Here is a 17,762-nt window from a genome sequence, read left to right as displayed (position 1 = left end):
AAAAGGTTTCATCCAAATCGGATGCACTGACCTGAAACTTTAGAAAAGTTTCATCAAAATGGGATGCATTGCTTCGCTTCGCTCAGCAATGCCTCTTAAGGAATTTAATATCATATATTAAATTTTCTAATTAATCTTTCTTGCTTTTATAAAGGGGTTGTTGAATTTTGGTACTAGAAAATTGGGAAAAAGTATTACTCATTTTTTCAAATTAAAATTGAGATTTTTGGAAGATTTTTGTTGGTTGTTTTTATTTTTGTAGTTTTAAGTTTGGATTGGTTTTGGATTGTATAATATCTCTGCTAATTATTGAGATTTATTGGTGTGGTTGTGCGTTGGATTTATAAATAATTTGCACAATCTTTCTTACTTTTATAAAGGTTTCAATAATTGGGCAGTAAGAAAAATAGGGTTGAAAAAGAAAGATTTATATAGGAGTTTAGGTATAAAATAAGGATGAAGTTATAGGGTTTGAATTACTCATCCATTAAAACAAGGATGGAAACTGATATATAAATTGAATATCAGATTGACTAATGTTTTGTTTGAATTACTCATCCATTAAAACAAGGATGGAAACTGTGGGATAATGTGAATATAATATATTGATTATGTTAGTTTGAATTACTCATCCATTAAAACAAGGATGGAAACATAAAACGGATATTTGTGATTTAATATTTTCAACAGTTTGAATTACTCATCCATTAAAACAAGGATGGAAACCAAAATGGCTGTGTTATTGGATACCGAGGAAAAAAGGGGTTTGAATTACTCATCCATTAAAACAAGGATGGAAACAATCCATGATTTTAAGCGTTCCTTGTCCTCCGCCAAGTTTGAATTACTCATCCATTAAAACAAGGATGGAAACTTTTACCAAATAAATTAACATCCCAAACCCAGCAAGTTTGAATACCTCATCCATTAAAACAAGGATGGAAACATGATTTTATTATTAAAAAACTACATCATTAAAAAATTTGCATCCATAAATATTCAAATGTATGATAGGAATTGGAGTTAAGAGAATAAAACATCATCTTTTAAAATTTTAGAAACGCTCATCTTCAAGTATCATTACCTATAGATAACAAGTTCTACCATTGATAATTTTTAATATATCCTGCCTACAAAGCCACGATAACAGCACACTATTTATATAGGTAATCTTGAATGAACATGAGCGTTTAGAAAAAGTCTATTTTACACATTAAGTTTATAGTTGTGCGTTAAATTTAATATTTCAATTTTAAGAGAGGGTAAAAGATAAAAACTAAAAATAAGTTTAAAAATTCCCAACTACAAACTTGCTTAAAATTAAAAATTTAAGGTTGAATTTAAAGTTATAACTTGTATTATATTTAATTAGAACGTAATTACCTTATCACTTTCCTTAACAAACGCAACTAAATCATGCATTGTTCCAAACTCAACGCCTTCAATTAAATCTTCATCACTCAATCCCCTTGCCCTTCCACATGGACCACATGCCTTAACTTTTGCCCCCATTTCAATGCAGTTCTTTAAAAACTCCAAATAGTTTGGAACTTCTGCTGGATTTTGGTTCTTCTTAGCAACGTAAACTCCATCCTCAATTAAGAAGATATTTACTTCAATTCCCTCCAACAATGAAGTTAAAGCAAATCTCAATGCTGAGTATGCCCTCTCTTTTCCATACGGGGCAGTTGTAATGATAACGGTAAATTTCAAACTTCCACCTCTTTATTTTTTGATAACAATTCTAAAACCATTTTCGGTCTCCTCTGCAGTAACAACAGTATATCCATTACTCTCTGCAAATCTTTTTATATTTTCTAATGCTGGTTTGTAATCTCCAACGACTTCTAACTCTTCTCCTTCTTTTAATTGCTCTAATGCCTTTTTTGTTTTCAATACTGGCACTGGGCATATATCTCCGGTAACATCAATTTTCATAACATTCACCCCAATATTTTAATTTTAAAAATGCAAAAAATGGTATAAATAATTTTCTTAAAGCAAATTTAATAGCAAAAATATACATTAGAAAATCTAATGACTATGCATCTAAATTTTTAAATTGTTAAAATTACGATAATTTGATCATTATTAATCGTGATAATCCTCCTGAAAATAGCATCCTAAATTTATAAACAATATATATTGCCTTTTACTGTGAAAATAGCAAGTTTTTATTTTTGTTTTAATCTGCTTATTCGTTTATTTTATTTTCTTTTATTTATCATGTATCCCAATGCTCTTTATTTGTTGCCATTTTATACCAATACAGAGCCAATTACAATCAAACCTACAACATACCCTAAGATTTCTACCAATTTGCTACCTCTAAATGGTCTCTTTAGGTCAGTTGTGATTTGCTCAATATCCTCAGCAACTTCATGGTTAAGGTTGTTAATGTTGTTTAATCTTGTTTCCATAATACCACCCCCGTGGTTTTTGTGATTTTTAATTTCGTATAAAACAACTCGCTTGCCATCAGGAATTTTACACTTGATAATACATTGAAAAAACAAATATATATACTTTTTTGCTCATTATAAATCGTGATAAATGTTTTTAATGAAAAATAATGACAAATTCTGCGTTTTTACTTTAATGATTAATCATGACAAATGTAAAATAACAAGATCAAAATAAAATTCAATATCGTCTAAAATTTTCATGCTATAACGCTATAGATTTTCAAGGAATAAGGCACTGTCCATAATCTTAAAATTTCCAATTTTAGGTAATTTAACAAAATTTTAATTTAAATAAAAAAGTAAAATAAAGTAAAATTGAATATGGTGAATTAGATGTATAGTATAAAAATGAGAGCATCAAAGAATGGAAAGCATATTTCTGGAGCAGAGAGAATTGTAAATAAAGAGGAAATTGAACTTGTAGCAAATGAATTAATAAAAAGAGCCCTAATGCACGAAAATGGAACACCTGACTTTATAAACTTAAAGATTGAGGAGATTAAAGAGGAGATAGAATATATTGACCACTTGCCAATAAAAACAATAGAATGCAAAAATAAAAGAGAAGCAAGAGAAAAGGCAAGAGAGTTATTAAAAAATGAGGGTATTTCAGATGAATTAATAGATTATGCATTCAAGATTATTGATAAAGGAGGAATGAGAGGGGCGGCAATTTTAAATTTAAGAGGGGAGAGGTTGGAGCCAGATAAAGAAAGAGGGGTTAGGGTTAAAAACATTGATACAACAAAAGAACTAAAGGAGAAGATTTTAAAGGAAAAATTGGGGACAGAGAGGACTGTTGATGCTATTGCAATTGCATCTAAGGTTATTCATTTAGGGATTATAGCGGAGCTCTGCACCTCAGACAACAAAAGTTACACAACCGGCTATGTTGCAACTAAAAAGGGATATTTTAGAATTACAAATTTAAAAGAAAAAGGAGAGAATGGAGGAAGAGTATTTTTTGTTAAAAATGATGTTGATATAGAAGATTTAATAAACAAATTAGAAAACAAGCCATTCATTATAAAATAAAAAGGGATTTTTATGTTTAGGGAAAAGTTAAAGAGAGAGATTGAAATTATAAAAAGCAATGGATTGTATAGATTTTTGAGAGAAAAAAGAGATAACATTTTAGATTTTTCCTCAAATGATTATCTATGCCTATCAAAGCATCCAGAAGTTATTGAAGCAGTAAAAGAAGGGCTGAAGTATGGGGTTGGTTCAACTGGTTCAAGATTAACATCTGGAAATATAAACCATCAAAGATTGGAAGAAAAAATAGCAGAGTTTAAAGAAACAGAGAGGGCATTGGTTTATTCGTCTGGTTATGCAACAAATGTTGGGGTTATATCTGCACTCTGCAAAAAAGGGGATTTAATTTTGAGCGATAAACTTAACCACGCCTCTATCATTGACGGTTGTAGGTTAAGTAAGGCAGATGTTTTGATTTACAATCATTGTGATGTGGAGCATTTAGCCAATTTAATCGAGGAGAATTGGAAAAAATACAACAATTTATTTATTATAACTGATGGCGTTTTTAGTATGGATGGTGATGTTGCCCCTCTTAGAGATTTAAAGAAAATAGCGGATGAGTTTAATGCCATTTTGATTATTGATGATGCACATGGAACAGGGGTTTTGGGAGATGGAAAAGGAACATTAAAGCACTTCAATTTAAAACCTTCTGACAATATCATCCAAATTGGGACTTTATCAAAGGCAATTGGTGGTTTAGGAGGATTTGTTTGTGGGATTGATGAGGTTGTAGAGTATTTAATAAACACTTCGAGGAGTTTTATTTATTCAACTGCTCTCCCTCCACATGTTGTTGAAGGTTGCATTAAGGCATTTGAGATTATTGAAAGGGGAGATGTTGTTAAAGAACTTCAAAAAAACATAAAAATAGCAAATGGGATTTTTAAGAAAAATGGATTTATTAAGGAGAATAATCTAACCCCAATCTACCCATTTATTTTTAAAGAAAAAACTATGCTTATTGCTGAGCATTTAATAAAAAATAACATCTTTTGTGTTGGGATTAGGTATCCAACAGTTCCTAAAGGTTTAGAGAGAATAAGGGTAAGTATAAATGTTAGTCACAAAAAGGAGGACTTTGAATTGTTGTGTGAGAAAATTAAAGACATCTATCAAAATCACCTAAATCAAACAACAAACAATCCTTATCCTCTTTATTCTCGACTCTTCTCCCAATAATGGCATAATATTTCTCATAATCATCCAATCCAACAAGTTCTGATTTTCTTTTTAAATCATTAAGTATTTTTTTAACATCTTTACCTTTCAAATTCTTCCATTTAACTTCAACAAATAACACCCTTTTCTCATTTTTATTTAAAGCAATTAAATCGACCTCTTCCCCCTTTTTCCACCATCTCCCAATATTCAAAAATTTAAATGGTAATTTATTGTTTTTATTGAGTTCAATTAAAAATTCCTTAGCAACTTTTTCAAAAACAAAGCCCAAATATTGATTATAGTCATTCTTTATCTCCCCAATCTCAAAAATACCCTCTTCAATCGCAGACAAATTTGGGAAGATGTATCTAAAATAAAAAGCAATGAAATTATCCTTAATATAATACCTTCCCCTTTTTGTTTTTGGACTTTCGGTTATTGGAATTTCCCTCTCAATGAACTCCGTCTCAATTAGATTCTTTAAATATGGTGTTATATCTGAATGCTTAATACCTAAATAATTCTTTATCTCCCCAAGTGAATGATTACCAAAGGAAATTGCTTCAAGTATCTTTTTGTAAGTTGTTGGTTCTTCAAATTCATACTTCATCAAAAAATCAACCTCATACTTCAAAAAACTATCAACTCTTTTAATTTCTTCCTCTAAATAATCCCAAAATGGCAGTTTGATTTTTTCAAGATAGTAGGGAATTCCATCTGCAAAACCATAAATCTCAACAAGTTCCTTCCAAGTTGCATTGGGGAAAAATTCCTTTAAATGCTTAAATTTTAACGGCTTAATTTTTAAAACGCCCGTTTTCCTCCCATAAAGTGGGGATTTATAACTTAAAACTTTCTCTCCCATCATGGATATTGATGAACCAAGAATAATAAGTTTTGTTTTTGTATCTTTCAAATGAACATCCACAATTCTTTGGAATAAAGATAGAATATTTGGGTTTTCTTTAATTAAATTTGGAAACTCATCAATAATAATGATTTTATCCTTTAAAAAATTAAAATATGCCTCCCAATCCTCTCTGGCATATTCAATTGTTGGTACTACCTTTGATGCGTATCTTTTAAAATGCTTTAAATTATCTCCTTCAACTGCTAAGTAGTAAATATGCTCTTTGTTTTCTACACTTTTTAATGCTAATTTTGTTTTTCCTATCCTTCTTCTCCCATAAATAACTACAAATTCAAACGTATTGCTATTAAGTTTTTCACTTAGTGCTTTAAGTTCTTCCTCTCTGTTGATAAACATGATAATCACTTAATGATAATTATAATTATAATAATTGAAATTATCATTTTTATAGGTTTTGATAAAATATTTATCCCATTGGCAGGAATTTTGAAAAGGTGATAAAATGATATTTGTAACAGGAACAGACACTGGTGTAGGGAAAACTTATATCTCATCAATTTTGGCAGAGAATTTAAAGAAAATGGGTGTTAATGTTGGGTATTTAAAACCAATTGAGACCGGAGGAAGAGAGGACACTCTAACCTTAAAAAATATCTTAAAAACTGATGATGATTTGGATTTGATGAACCCTATTAATTTAAAACTTCCTTTATCTCCAAACATTGCTTTTGAAGTTGAAAATTATGACATCTCTTTGGATGAGATAAAAGAGAAAATAAAGAATGCCTATGAAACTTTAAAAGAAAGACATGATTTTTTGATTGTTGAAGGAGCAGGAGGAGTTTGCGTTCCAATAAAAGAGAATTTTTTAATGAGTGATTTGATTAAGTTTTTAGATTTGGATGCGGTTGTTGTTTCAAGACCTAATTTAGGAACTATAAACCACACTTTATTAACTGTTGAGCATTTGAGGAACAAGGGGATTAATGTTAGGGGAGTTATCATTAACTGCATAACTGATTTGAGTGAAGTTCTATATTATGAAAAAACCTTTGAAACAATTGAGAAAGTTGGGAATATTGAGATAATTGGAATTGTTAAGAGCAGGGAAGATTTTGAAATTGATTTTAAGAAGATTTTAAAATAAATTGGGGATATTTATGCTACCAGATACACCAGCAGATTTATTAAAAAATGATTTTTTGGGAACAAAAGAAAAAGCAGAATTTATAAAAGAGTTTATTAAAGATTCTGGTAATAGAGACTATTTAAGAAAGAATAATATGATAGTTCTTTATGGAAATTGGGGAAGTGGGAAGAGTAGCGTTATTAAATATATCCACGATGAACTAAACAAAGAAGAGAACTTCAAATGCATAATTTTTAATGCATGGCTTTATGAAAGAGATGATAATTTGCCTTATTCTTTATTGGAATTTATTTTGGATGAATTAGAAAAAGATGGTAGATTTAAGCACAATATTAAAATAGCAAAAGACAAGATTTTAAAAACCGGTTTCAATGTTTTTGGTGGAATTTTAAAAGGTTTTTCTATTAATTTTTCCCCAATATTTCCAATTAGTTATAATCCAAAAGATACAATAGAACATTTTGAAAAAATGAACGAAATAAAATCCCATTATAAAGAAATTGATGAACTTATAAGTGAATTTAAATATATTTCAGATATACTTAAAGATAAAACACTTATTGTATTTATTGACGAACTTGACAGATGTGAGCCAGAGCATATTTTGGACTTATTGGCATCAATTAAGTTATTTTTTGCTTGTGGGAAAAATATTATTTATTTCGTTGCAGTTGATAAAGAAGCAGTTTCTAAAGCAATTAAAACAAAATATGGGGACATTATAAAAGCAGAAGAATATTTAGAAAAGATTTTTAATATATCATTTAGTATGCCAAAAGATTTTGAATTGAAGAAATTTATTAAACAATATGAGTTTTTTAATGATGACGATACTGCTGAAAAACTTGAAAAATTCTTTAAATCAATTAATTTCACAAATCCAAGACATTTAAAGAAGGTTTTGAATAAGTATGAACTTCTTGTAAGGATTAAAAATTTAGGATTGGATAAAAATGAATTAATTCCAGAAATAATAAGAATTGTTGAAGAGAATGGAAACAAGAGAAAAGTTGGATATTTACTTGATACGGTTTTTGTTTTGTATTTTATAATTCTTTATGAGGTTTATCCTGAAAAATATCTGGAAGTTAAACGATATAATTATAGAATTAAGCATTTAAAATATATAACCACGGCGTTTTCAGGAGGATATGCTAAAAGGTCAACTCCTTATTTTGATCATTATATTGGCATAATATCCAAAAATAATTTATTAAATGCTGCAAAACTTTCAGAACTTAAAAAACACATATCTGATAAGAACGATTTCATAGAAAATGTCATTAGGTTTAAGGATTTAATGACAATCTTAAAAGAAGTTAATGATACAAACTATGCTGATTTTGATAAATTCATAAATGGAATTTCTATTTTTTTATCTTGTGTAGGTGATGAAAATATCGATGATGAAACTAACTTTGCAGAAAGATACTTAAAAGCAGGAATTACAGTAGATTTCTGGACTTATATAAAAAACCATTATGAGGATTTAAAAGAAAAAAATTATTCAAACCCATATCCTTTCACAAATCTCTTTAAAATGGTAGAAACCCTATTATAAAGTCCAAAAAACTAAAAACAATAATTAGATGCTTTTAAATTTTTAATGACAATATACAAAAAATTGTTAAAATTTAGCGGATGATTGCTATTGTATCCACGACATCCTCAATATTCACTGCCTCAACAACTTCTCCTTCACTTATAATTGCTCTCTTGACATCTTTTATGTGCTCTTTTGTTATTCTTCCCCATTCTGTCTCTAACCCCTCACTCAATATTTTCTCAATTGTCTCTTCATCTGCATTTTTGATGAAGTCCATGACGTTCTTTGCATTCTTCTTGAATTCTGGACCTATTTTTGATTTGTTTGGAATAACTTCAACAATCTTTTGCTCTAATGTTGGTTTTCCGAATATTATTTTTAACTCCTTTATTTTCATTGCCCCTTTTATGTCATCTTGGGATTTTAGCAGTGCTTCATAAGCATCTTTGTCATTTGTGTAAATCTCAACAACATTCAATGGCGCATTTAAAGGCATTCCTTTATTTGCTTTGAATCTTCTTATTGATGCAACTGTATTCTTAGCAACTTCTCCAATGTATTCATTTTTGTCGCTAATGAACTCTTCTCTAACCTTTGGCCATGAGAAGTGGAGGTTATCCACCTTATAAATCTCTCCAACATAGTCAGCAAAGTGTGGTGTGAATGGTGCTATTAACCTCAACAAAGTGCTTATTACATAGTATAATGTCCATTGTGCTTGTAATTTTGATTTTTTACTTTCCTCATCTTCATCTTTGCTGTAAAGTCTATGCTTAATCATCTCAATGTAATTGTCGCAAAACTCATGCCATACGAACTTTTGAATCTCAACTATTGTGTTGAACCTGTATGCCTCTAAGTCCTCAGTAACCCTCTTAATGAGTTTTTGTAATTTGCTCAAAATCCACAAATCAACTGGGTTGTCTATGCTTATTTCTTCTTTCTTCAATTTTTCAATCAATTCATCATCAATATTCATCTTAGCAAACCTACACGCATTCCAGAACTTCCTCAAAAACCTGTATCCATAATCAACCTCTTTCCATGCAAATGGAACATCATCTCCAATAACGCTATTACTTGCCCACAATCTTAAAGCATCTGCTCCATACTTCTCTGTTATTTCATCTGGCTCAACAACATTACCCCTACTCTTACTCATCTTATGCCCATCTTCACCAAATACCATTCCATTTATAACAATCTCATCCCATGGTTTCTTTTTAGTTAATGCAATGGACTTTACTATTGTATAGAATGCCCATGTCCTTATAATATCATGTCCTTGTGGTCTTAAATGAACTGGGTAGTGTTTTTTGAAGAATTCCTCATCATCTAACCACTTTGTAATTACCATTGGTGTTATTGATGAATCCATCCATGTGTCTAAAACATCCGTCTCTGGGATTAAATCATCGTTTCCACATTCACAAGTGTATGGGCATTCTTTTGTTGGATCTATTGGTAAATCTTCTTCCTTAGCAACAATAATTTTTCCACATTTCTTACAATACCACACTGGTATTGGTGTTGCGAAGATTCTCTGCCTACTTATACACCAGTCCCAATCCATATCCTTAATCCAATTTAATAACCTTATTTTCATGTGTTCTGGAACCCATTTTACCTCATTTGCCACTTTCTCTATTTCTGATGCGAGTTTTTTAATATTTACGAACCATTGATCCCCTACAATAATTTCAATTGGTGTCTTACATCTCCAACATACACCAACATTCTGCTTTATTGGTTCTTGTTTTATTAAGTAGCCCTCTTTCTTCAAGTCCTCAATTATCTTTTCCCTTGCCTCCTCTGTTCTCAACCCTGCATATTTTCCACAAATTTCAGTTAATCTTCCACTCTCATCAATTGCCTTCTTAACCTCTAATCCATGCCTATTAACCCAAACAACGTCTGTCTTATCCCCAAATGTACAAACCATTACAACCCCAGTACCAAATTCCATCTCAACATCCTCATCAGCATAAACTGTAACCTCTTGGTTGAATAAAGGCACCCTAACTTTCTTTCCAATTACATCCTTGTATCTCTCATCCTCTGGGTGGACAACAATCCCAACACATGCAGCCATTAACTCCGGTCTTGTTGTTGCAATGGTTAAGTATTTACTTTCATCATCAGCATAAGGGAATTTTATGTAGTTTAATTTTGATTCCCTCTCCTTATATTCTACCTCAGCAAATGCAATTGCAGTTTGACATCTTGGACACCAATTTACCGGGTGTTTTCCTCTGTAAATTAAACCGTCATTATACATCCTAACAAATGCAACTTGGGATTTTCTCACATACTCTGGTTTCATTGTTATATATTCCCTATCCCAATCAATTGAAATTCCGAGGGATTTTACCTGCTCCCTCATTCTTTTGATGTTTTGTTCTGTTAACTCAATACAGAGTTCTCTAAATTTATGCCTATCAACATCAGATTTTGTTATACCGTGTATTTCCTCAACCTTAACCTCTGTAGGCAGTCCGTGGCAGTCCCAACCTTGTGGGAATAAAACGTTATATCCATTCATTCTCTTAAATCTCGCTATTATGTCCATATATGTCCAGTTCAATGCATGACCTAAGTGCATTCTTCCTGTTGGGTATGGTGGTGGCGTGTCGATTATGTAAGGTGGTCTTTTCTCATCTTTCTCATCAAATTTGTAAATTTTGCTTTCCTCCCACTTTTTTTGAACTTCCTTCTCTATTACAGTTGGTTGATAGTCCTTTGGCATTTCCATAATTGTTCACCATCATTGTTTTTTGTAATCTAATTAAATGTGGGCATATTAAAATATTTATTGTTATTTCATTAATTTGCATATTTAAATTTATATTGAAAATATAGTCGTTTGCGTTATAATAACTACAATCTTCAATAAATTAAAAGGCTGATTATGAACTATTTGAAAGTTTACGCTTAATTTATCGTTCTTTCAAAAATTTCATAAATGTCAAAATACTGCATGAATTCCGCAAACTACTATAAAAATAGATAGAGGGTTTTTTAACCTTCCTCGTTAAAACCTTTAATTCGGATAATAATCCTCTAATTATCTCGGGTTTCTTCCAGCGAATTCCCAATCCTATCGAGTTCACTTCTTAATTTATAGTCAGCGACAAAACTTTCTATAATTAAATTAAGAATATTAGACTGCCTTCCATTAGGAAGGTAGTCGTTTTTACCTGTATCATTTCAATACCCTTTGTCACTGACTATAATTTTATTTAAAATCAACTTTTTTATAATTAGAGAATAAAAATTGACTATATCTTTACTCAAAAAATTTGAACATTAAAAAATTACAAAATAAAAAATTACAAAATACAACATTGAAATCCACCATATTTCCCAATAAAAAATGGCTCAGTTCGGGTAAGTATCATCATGCATCAGATAACCCTCTTCTCATCATAGCCATAATATAGTAAAATAATTAAAGGTATATATATCTAATATGCAAACATTTTATTAAAGCATCGTGGTGAAAAAATGTTGTATAAGAAAATCGTTGTCCCTACTGATGGCTCAGATGTTTCTATAGAGGCTGCAAAACATGCCATTGAAATTGGAAAATTGATGAAAGCAGAGATTTATGTAATATATGTAGTGGACATAGCTCCATTTATTGGACTCCCTACTGAGGGCTTATGGGAAACAATGAAAGAAATTCTAAACGAGGAGGGGGAGAAAGCACTAAAAAAGATCAAAAAAATGGCTGAAGAGCATGGGGTAAATGTGAAGCCTGAAATTTTAGAGGGGGTTCCAGCAAACGAAATTGTTGAATTCGCAGAAAAGAAAAGAGCAGACCTCATAGTTATGGGAACCTCTGGAAAAACAGGATTGGACAGATTTTTATTAGGTAGTGTTGCTGAAAAAGTTATAAGAAATGCCCACTGTCCTGTTTTAGTTGTTAAAAAACAGAAAAAAGAAGAAAAAGAAGAATAACTTTTTTACTTTAATTTTGGTTATACATTCCTACTCTTTTTTAAAAGGTAAAGTTTTTAATGGTCATATTTAAATTATTTTTAAATTTACAGTTAACACTATAAAAATTTAATGCAATATATAGAAAATAATATATATGGTGGGTTGCAATGGTTAATCACGACATTGAAGCGAGGAAGTTAGAACACATATTAGTTTGTAATTATTGTGATGTTGAATACAAAAAAGGAACACTCCTTGATAATGTTGAGCTCATACATAGAGGCATTCCAGAATGTGATTTGGAAGATATAGATACTTCAGTCAAACTATTTGGAAAAACATTAGACGCCCCAATTATTGTTGCTGGAATGACTGGAGGGCATAGTAAAGCAAAAGAAATAAACAAAAATATAGCAATAGCAATAGAGGATCTCAACTTAGGGATGGGTTTAGGTTCTCAAAGGGCTGCTATAGCAAATGAGGAATTAATCGACACCTATTCCATTGTTAGAAAATATACTGACTCATTAGTTATTGGAAATTTGGGAGCGGTTAATTTCATAAAAGATGGATGGGATGAGAGGATAATAGATAAAGCAGTTGAAATGATAAATGCTGATGCTATTGCGATACATTTCAATCCACTACAAGAGGCTATTCAACCAGAAGGGGATGTAAACTTCAAAGGCACGGATATTTTAAGGGATATAATTTCTTCATACAAAAATAACTACAAAAACATCCCATTCATTGCAAAGCAAGTAGGAGAAGGATTTTCAAAAGAAGATGCAAAGATAATAAACGATCTTGGGTTTGATGCCATTGATGTTGGTGGTAGTGGAGGAACTTCTTGGGCTGCGGTGGAGTTGTATAGGATAAAAGATGAGGAATTTAAGGAATTGGCAGAGAACTTCATAAATTGGGGAATCCCAACAGCTGCATCGATATTTGAAGTTAGGAGTGTTTTTGATAAAACTCTTATTGCTACTGGCGGAATAAGGAATGGAATAGACATAGCAAAATCCATCGCCATCGGTGCAGATTGCTGTGGAATTGCCTTACCAATATTAAAAGCTGCATTAAAAGGCCCAGAAGAAATCGTGAAAGTTTTAGAGAGATTAATCAAAGAACTAAAAATTGCCATGTTCTTAACCGGATGCGATAGTATTGAGAAATTAAAAAAAGCACCATACATAGTTAAAGGGGAATTGAAAGATTGGATTTCCCAGAGGCTAAAAAAACCATAAAAAAATACATTGTGGTTGAATTCATGTTAATTCCCCATTGTTTATCATTATTTTACTGTTGAGTATTATTTGTAATCTTGTTCATATCGTTGTTCTGCAATAAGAAGCAATAACACTTCAAAATTTAAATTAGATAGGCATTCTTCAAATTAAATTTAAGATAAGATTACTGATCTCCTCTCCGTTCTAAAGAGCGGAGCTTCCTTAACAACAAATAATGGTGATTTATTGCATTTCACAGAACGACTATAATTTTTGGGCAGAAAAATGCCACTTTTGATTTATTGATACTTTGATTTTAGCTAATCGACTCTAAAACAGCAAGAACTATTTAATTTTTTATTGGATTGCCTATAAAACATGAAGGATGTGATAATTTGCAATTAGAGGTTATTGCCATTGGTGGTTATGAGGAAGTTGGTAGAAATATGACTGCTGTTAATGTAGATGGAGAAATTGTAATTTTTGACATGGGAATAAGGTTAGATAGAGTAATGATTCATGAAGATACTGATATCTCAAAAATGCACAGCTTAAATCTAATTGAGATGGGAGTTATTCCAAATGATACAGTAATGAAACATGTTGAAGGTGAAGTTAAGGCAATTGTTTTAACACATGGGCATTTAGACCACATTGGTGCAGTAACAAAATTGGCACACAGATACAACGCACCAATAATTGGAACCCCATATACACTTGAACTCGTTAAAAGGGAGATATTAAGTGAGAAAAAATTTGATGTTAGAAATCCACTGGTGGTTTTAAATCCAGGAGAAACAAAAGACTTAACCCCTAACTTATCATTAGAATTTATAAGAGCAACCCACAGTATCCCAGATTCTGTTTTTGCCGCTTTGCATACTCCTTATGGAACAATATTATATGCTAACGATTTTAAGTTTGACAATTTCCCAGTTGTTGGGGAGAGGCCAGATTATAGAGCATTAAAAAGATTAGGGAAAAATGGAGTTATCTGCATGATTTCAGAAAGCACAAGAGTAGACCACGAAGGAAAAACCCCATCAGAAATCATCGCTGCAAATTTACTAAAAAATGACTTACTTGGAGCAGATAATGATGGGAAGGGTGTTGTTGTAACAACATTCTCGTCTCATATAGCAAGAATAAAGTCAATAACTGAAATCGCTGTAAAAATGGATAGAATTCCAGTTTTGCTAGGAAGGAGTATGATGAAATATTGTGGTATTGCACAAGATATTGGTATTGTAGAGTTCCCAGAAGGGACAAGGATGTATGGAGATCCATCAGCAATTGACAGTGCATTAAGAACCATTGCAAAAGAAGGTAAAGAGAACTATTTATTAATTGTCACTGGACATCAAGGGGAAGAAGGTGCTGTTTTATCAAGAATGGCAACAAACAAAACTCCATACCAATTTGAAAAACATGACCAAGTTGTATTCTCAGCTGACCCAATTCCAAACCCAATAAACGCAGCTCAAAGGTATATGCTTGAATCAAGGTTAAAGTTACTTGGGGTAAGAGTGTTTAAGGGAGCCCACGTATCTGGACACGCTGCAAAAGAAGACCACAGAGATATGATAAGATGGATTAATGCAGAGCACATAATTCCTTCACATGGAGACTTTAACTTAACAGCAGCATATACAAAACTTGCAGAGGAAGAGGGATATAGATTAGGTGAGGACGTCCACCTATTGAGAAATGGTCAATGCCTAAGTTTCGAGAGGATAATCTAAAATATAATTAATTTACATTTTACAATTTTTAAATTTCTTATCTAAATTTCCATAAATTTCTTAAAATTTTTGAGGTGGATGAGGATGTCAAATGAATTGTTTGATAAGGGGATATTGGGGAAAATAGAGGAGGAGTTAAAGGCCTACGTTGGTAATGAGGGAAAGCTTTACGATGCTTCAAAACACCTTCTTTTTGCAGGAGGGAAAAGAATTAGACCATATTTAGCAGTCTTAACATACATGTTAAAAAAAGACAATATTGAAGAAGTCCTTTCCCCTGCAGTTGCAGTTGAGTTAATCCACAACTACACATTAATCCACGACGATATTATGGACAATGATGATGAGAGAAGAGGAAAACCAACAGTCCACGTGGTTTATGGGGTACCAATGGCAATACTTGCTGGGGACTTACTCTATGCTAAAGCATTTGAGGCAATAACTAAAATAAAAGATAGCAAAAAGGCGTATGAAGTTTTAAAAGTTTTGGCAAGGGCTTGTGTTGAGGTTTGTGAGGGGCAAGCAATGGACATGGAATTTGAAAACTACTTCCCATCAATGGATGAATACTTTGAGATGATTTCCAAAAAAACTGGGGCTTTAATTGTTGCTTCAGTTGAGATCGGGGCTATTATGGCAGATTGCAATGAAGAAGAGAGGAAAGCACTCATAGAGTATGCAAAGAGAATTGGAATGACATTCCAAATCCAAGATGATGTTTTGGATTTGATTGGAGATAAAAAGACCATTGGAAAACCAGTAGGAAGTGATATAAGGGAAGGTAAAAAAACATTGATGGTCATTCATGCAATGGAAACATTAGATGAGGATAAAAAGAAGAGGTTGTTAGAAATTTTAGGTAATGAAAACGCAACTGATGAGGAAGTTAAAGAAGCGATAGAAATCCTCAGCGATTCCATAGAGTATGCAAAAGAATTAATGAAAAAAGCTACAGAAGAGGCAAAAGAATACTTAAAAATATTTGACAAAGAGAAAAGAAAAAAATTGGAAGATATTGCAGATTTCATAATTAATAGGATTTATTAAAATTTTTGGTGATATTTATGAAAATTCCAAGATTGTATGTTGAAGGAGAAACAGAAAAAAATGAAGGTAGAAAAGTAGTTATTGAAAATGATGGAAAAGTTATTAGATTTTTAGATGAAGATGAAGAATACGAAGGAGAAGGAAAAGTCCTGTATCAAGTAATTTATGATGACTTTGACAAATACATACTCCTTTCAAAATTAACAAGGGACGTTCTAATCCAATATCCAGACAAGAGGACAATAACATATTTGAAAAAAGGAACTGAACTTTTGGAAATTCCTGCAGAAGGGTATGAAGTGCATCCTATTGTAGATTTTGGTTGTAGGGTTTTAGAGGGACATAGGTTAGCTGCATTGGTTACTAAAAAAGGAGAAATTAGGTTTGTAAACACCCCAGTAACTGGAACAGTTGTATTTATGAAGGAAGTGCCTGCAAAAAGAGCTAACTACGTATTCTACATTCTTCCAGAAGAATAAATCCTAACTATTTTTTATTTTTTTATTTTCATTATAGTTGTTTGCCAATTTTTTGCACGGATTTAGATGCAACCAAATTTTTAAAAGAACAATAAATCAACCATAAAATTCCAAATAAAGGTTATTATTCCTTTATAATTTAAATGAAGTTTTCGTTCATTTGTAAGGCAAACAACTATAAGTTTCCAAATTAAATCAAAAAAATAATATATCACAACAACAAAGTTTATTTTGGTGAAATTATGGGCGAGTTCGTTGCTACGCTATTAACAATATTAAAAGTCGAAGATGGATTAAATAGTGAGTTGAGTGATTTTATAAGAGTTAGAGCAGCAATAGAAAACAGAGAATTAAAAAATGATGACGTTGTGGCAGTTTTCAATATACAAGGAACTACAAGCTATCAAGTGTTCTTTTTGGATGATGATACTACAGTTGAGGAAATAAAAGAAAAACTTAAAAAAATTAGTGTTAGATTAAATTATGATAGTGAGGAAGTATTAAAAAGATACATAAATGCCAGAAGGGGTAAAAATGAAAGATGCTAAGGGATTAGACAAGCAATGGGTTGTTTTGTCTGAATTAGCATCAAAACTTGTTGAAAAAAACATTGCTGTTCCAGAAGAGGCATTTGAAAGATTGAGAATTGCAAATGCTATCATCTCCTACTACCTTTTAGACCCACACGTATCTAATACAGCTTTGTCAGATGCAGAGAAGGAATTGATGAGAGTTCAGTCCTTATTGTTTAGTGTTTGTGATGCAGAACTTATGAATGAGTATTTGGACAAGATGGCAAAGGCATTAAGAAATGAACTTGATGTTAAATTTCCATTAAGCAAATCCATGTTTAATAAAGAAGTTAAAAAAAGAGGAGATTTTGAGAGCGTTAGAGTAAAAATCAAAAATGAAATACAAATTGAGAGGCTTAGTGATTTAGGAGAATGGTATGGAGTAATTTTTGAATATAGTGAAGAAGATGAAAACAAGATATTGATTGAGGGGAATATAAATAGGGTAAAAAGGGCATTAAAGGACTTTTCCATAATTTGGAAGTTTGAATCCTTAGAAGAGCAGTAGATGGGTCAG

The 17,762-nt window shown here is 31.5% G+C and carries 16 protein-coding genes and 1 CRISPR repeat array; of the genes, 11 read left to right on the top strand and 5 right to left on the bottom strand.

The window, feature by feature from the left end; translation table 11 throughout:
- Positions 1-469 precede the first annotated feature (469 nt).
- A CRISPR array of direct repeats spans positions 470-946; the repeat unit is 37 nt; unit sequence GTTTGAATTACTCATCCATTAAAACAAGGATGGAAAC.
- Positions 947-1,368: 422 nt separating this feature from the next.
- The 3 genes from METIG_RS06400 to METIG_RS09565 form a co-directional block, all read right to left on the bottom strand.
- Complete coding sequence (locus METIG_RS06400) at positions 1,369-1,713, bottom strand: DsrE/DsrF/TusD sulfur relay family protein (protein WP_013799407.1); 345 nt, start codon at positions 1,711-1,713, stop codon at positions 1,369-1,371.
- Between the two features lie 12 nt (positions 1,714-1,725).
- Entirely contained in the window at positions 1,726-1,938 is a 213-nt protein-coding gene (locus METIG_RS06395; RefSeq protein WP_013799406.1) for a sulfurtransferase TusA family protein, read from the bottom strand.
- Positions 1,939-2,258: 320 nt separating this feature from the next.
- The gene (locus METIG_RS09565) at positions 2,259-2,420 is read right to left on the bottom strand and encodes a hypothetical protein (RefSeq protein ID WP_013799405.1); all 162 of its coding nucleotides are present in this window, start codon (positions 2,418-2,420) and stop codon (positions 2,259-2,261) included.
- A 378-nt stretch (positions 2,421-2,798) separates the two neighbouring features.
- Between METIG_RS09565 and METIG_RS06390 the strand changes: the two genes are divergently transcribed.
- Together METIG_RS06390 and bioF are read left to right on the top strand one after the other, a co-directional pair.
- A complete protein-coding gene (locus tag METIG_RS06390) occupies positions 2,799-3,500 on the top strand; it encodes a 6-carboxyhexanoate--CoA ligase (RefSeq protein ID WP_013799404.1) in 702 nt (233 codons plus the stop codon).
- 12 nt (positions 3,501-3,512) lie between these two features.
- A complete protein-coding gene (gene bioF, locus METIG_RS06385; protein ID WP_013799403.1) occupies positions 3,513-4,685 on the top strand; it encodes an 8-amino-7-oxononanoate synthase in 1,173 nt (390 codons plus the stop codon).
- On the opposite strand, the gene METIG_RS06380 is transcribed toward bioF, so the two are convergent.
- Entirely contained in the window at positions 4,606-5,934 is a 1,329-nt protein-coding gene (locus tag METIG_RS06380) for an ATP-binding protein (RefSeq protein ID WP_013799402.1), read from the bottom strand. The genes bioF and METIG_RS06380 overlap by 80 nt on opposite strands.
- A 106-nt stretch (positions 5,935-6,040) precedes the next feature.
- Here METIG_RS06380 and bioD point away from each other — a divergent pair, with 106 nt between their 5' ends.
- Positions 6,041-6,685 carry a dethiobiotin synthase gene (bioD, locus tag METIG_RS06375; RefSeq protein ID WP_013799401.1) on the top strand — a complete coding sequence of 215 codons (645 nt, stop codon included), beginning with the start codon at positions 6,041-6,043 and terminating at the stop codon, positions 6,683-6,685.
- 13 nt (positions 6,686-6,698) lie between these two features.
- Entirely contained in the window at positions 6,699-8,249 is a 1,551-nt protein-coding gene (locus METIG_RS06370) for a KAP family P-loop NTPase fold protein (RefSeq protein ID WP_013799400.1), read from the top strand.
- 73 nt (positions 8,250-8,322) lie between these two features.
- On the opposite strand, the gene METIG_RS06365 is transcribed toward METIG_RS06370, so the two are convergent.
- A complete protein-coding gene (locus tag METIG_RS06365; protein WP_013799399.1) occupies positions 8,323-10,986 on the bottom strand; it encodes a valine--tRNA ligase in 2,664 nt (887 codons plus the stop codon).
- A gap of 752 nt (positions 10,987-11,738) precedes the next feature.
- Between METIG_RS06365 and METIG_RS06360 the strand changes: the two genes are divergently transcribed.
- The 7 genes from METIG_RS06360 to METIG_RS06330 all read left to right on the top strand — a co-directional run bounded on the left by METIG_RS06360 (position 11,739) and on the right by METIG_RS06330 (position 17,753).
- Positions 11,739-12,194, top strand: a complete 456-nt coding sequence (locus METIG_RS06360) for a universal stress protein (protein ID WP_013799398.1) — start codon at positions 11,739-11,741, stop codon at positions 12,192-12,194.
- A gap of 149 nt (positions 12,195-12,343) precedes the next feature.
- Positions 12,344-13,423 carry a type 2 isopentenyl-diphosphate Delta-isomerase gene (gene fni / locus METIG_RS06355; protein ID WP_013799397.1) on the top strand — a complete coding sequence of 360 codons (1,080 nt, stop codon included), beginning with the start codon at positions 12,344-12,346 and terminating at the stop codon, positions 13,421-13,423.
- A gap of 377 nt (positions 13,424-13,800) precedes the next feature.
- Entirely contained in the window at positions 13,801-15,147 is a 1,347-nt protein-coding gene (locus METIG_RS06350; protein WP_048055562.1) for an RNase J family beta-CASP ribonuclease, read from the top strand.
- 84 nt (positions 15,148-15,231) lie between these two features.
- Complete coding sequence (locus METIG_RS06345; protein WP_013799395.1) at positions 15,232-16,194, top strand: polyprenyl synthetase family protein; 963 nt, start codon at positions 15,232-15,234, stop codon at positions 16,192-16,194.
- A gap of 17 nt (positions 16,195-16,211) precedes the next feature.
- A complete protein-coding gene (locus METIG_RS06340; protein WP_013799394.1) occupies positions 16,212-16,673 on the top strand; it encodes a DUF2118 family protein in 462 nt (153 codons plus the stop codon).
- 242 nt (positions 16,674-16,915) lie between these two features.
- Positions 16,916-17,221, top strand: a complete 306-nt coding sequence (locus tag METIG_RS06335; protein WP_013799393.1) for a DUF749 domain-containing protein — start codon at positions 16,916-16,918, stop codon at positions 17,219-17,221.
- Complete coding sequence (locus METIG_RS06330) at positions 17,208-17,753, top strand: DUF2096 domain-containing protein (protein ID WP_013799392.1); 546 nt, start codon at positions 17,208-17,210, stop codon at positions 17,751-17,753. Before METIG_RS06335 ends, METIG_RS06330 begins: the two co-directional genes overlap by 14 nt.
- Positions 17,754-17,762: the final 9 nt, after the last annotated feature.

Source organism: Methanotorris igneus Kol 5 (genome assembly GCF_000214415.1).
Taxonomy (GTDB): domain Archaea; phylum AGJL01; class Methanococci; order Methanococcales; family Methanococcaceae; genus Methanotorris; species Methanotorris igneus.
The sequence above is the reverse complement of the archived record's forward strand: the minus strand, read 5'-3'. Positions and strand labels throughout refer to the sequence as shown.

Excerpts from the sequence above, each read along its gene's own strand:
- bioD (WP_013799401.1), top strand. The coding sequence starts at position 6,041 with ATGATATTTGTAACAGGAACAGACACTGGTGTAGGGAAAACTTATATC.
- METIG_RS06340 (WP_013799394.1), top strand. The coding sequence starts at position 16,212 with ATGAAAATTCCAAGATTGTATGTTGAAGGAGAAACAGAAAAAAATGAA.
- METIG_RS06345 (WP_013799395.1), top strand. The coding sequence starts at position 15,232 with ATGTCAAATGAATTGTTTGATAAGGGGATATTGGGGAAAATAGAGGAG.
- METIG_RS06360 (WP_013799398.1), top strand. The coding sequence starts at position 11,739 with ATGTTGTATAAGAAAATCGTTGTCCCTACTGATGGCTCAGATGTTTCT.
- METIG_RS06380 (WP_013799402.1), bottom strand. The coding sequence starts at position 5,934 with ATGTTTATCAACAGAGAGGAAGAACTTAAAGCACTAAGTGAAAAACTT.
- METIG_RS06335 (WP_013799393.1), top strand. The coding sequence starts at position 16,916 with ATGGGCGAGTTCGTTGCTACGCTATTAACAATATTAAAAGTCGAAGAT.
- METIG_RS09565 (WP_013799405.1), bottom strand. The coding sequence starts at position 2,420 with ATGGAAACAAGATTAAACAACATTAACAACCTTAACCATGAAGTTGCT.
- METIG_RS06330 (WP_013799392.1), top strand. The coding sequence starts at position 17,208 with ATGAAAGATGCTAAGGGATTAGACAAGCAATGGGTTGTTTTGTCTGAA.
- METIG_RS06390 (WP_013799404.1), top strand. The coding sequence starts at position 2,799 with ATGTATAGTATAAAAATGAGAGCATCAAAGAATGGAAAGCATATTTCT.
- METIG_RS06365 (WP_013799399.1), bottom strand. The coding sequence starts at position 10,986 with ATGGAAATGCCAAAGGACTATCAACCAACTGTAATAGAGAAGGAAGTT.
- METIG_RS06395 (WP_013799406.1), bottom strand. The coding sequence starts at position 1,938 with ATGAAAATTGATGTTACCGGAGATATATGCCCAGTGCCAGTATTGAAA.
- fni (WP_013799397.1), top strand. The coding sequence starts at position 12,344 with ATGGTTAATCACGACATTGAAGCGAGGAAGTTAGAACACATATTAGTT.
- bioF (WP_013799403.1), top strand. The coding sequence starts at position 3,513 with ATGTTTAGGGAAAAGTTAAAGAGAGAGATTGAAATTATAAAAAGCAAT.
- METIG_RS06370 (WP_013799400.1), top strand. The coding sequence starts at position 6,699 with ATGCTACCAGATACACCAGCAGATTTATTAAAAAATGATTTTTTGGGA.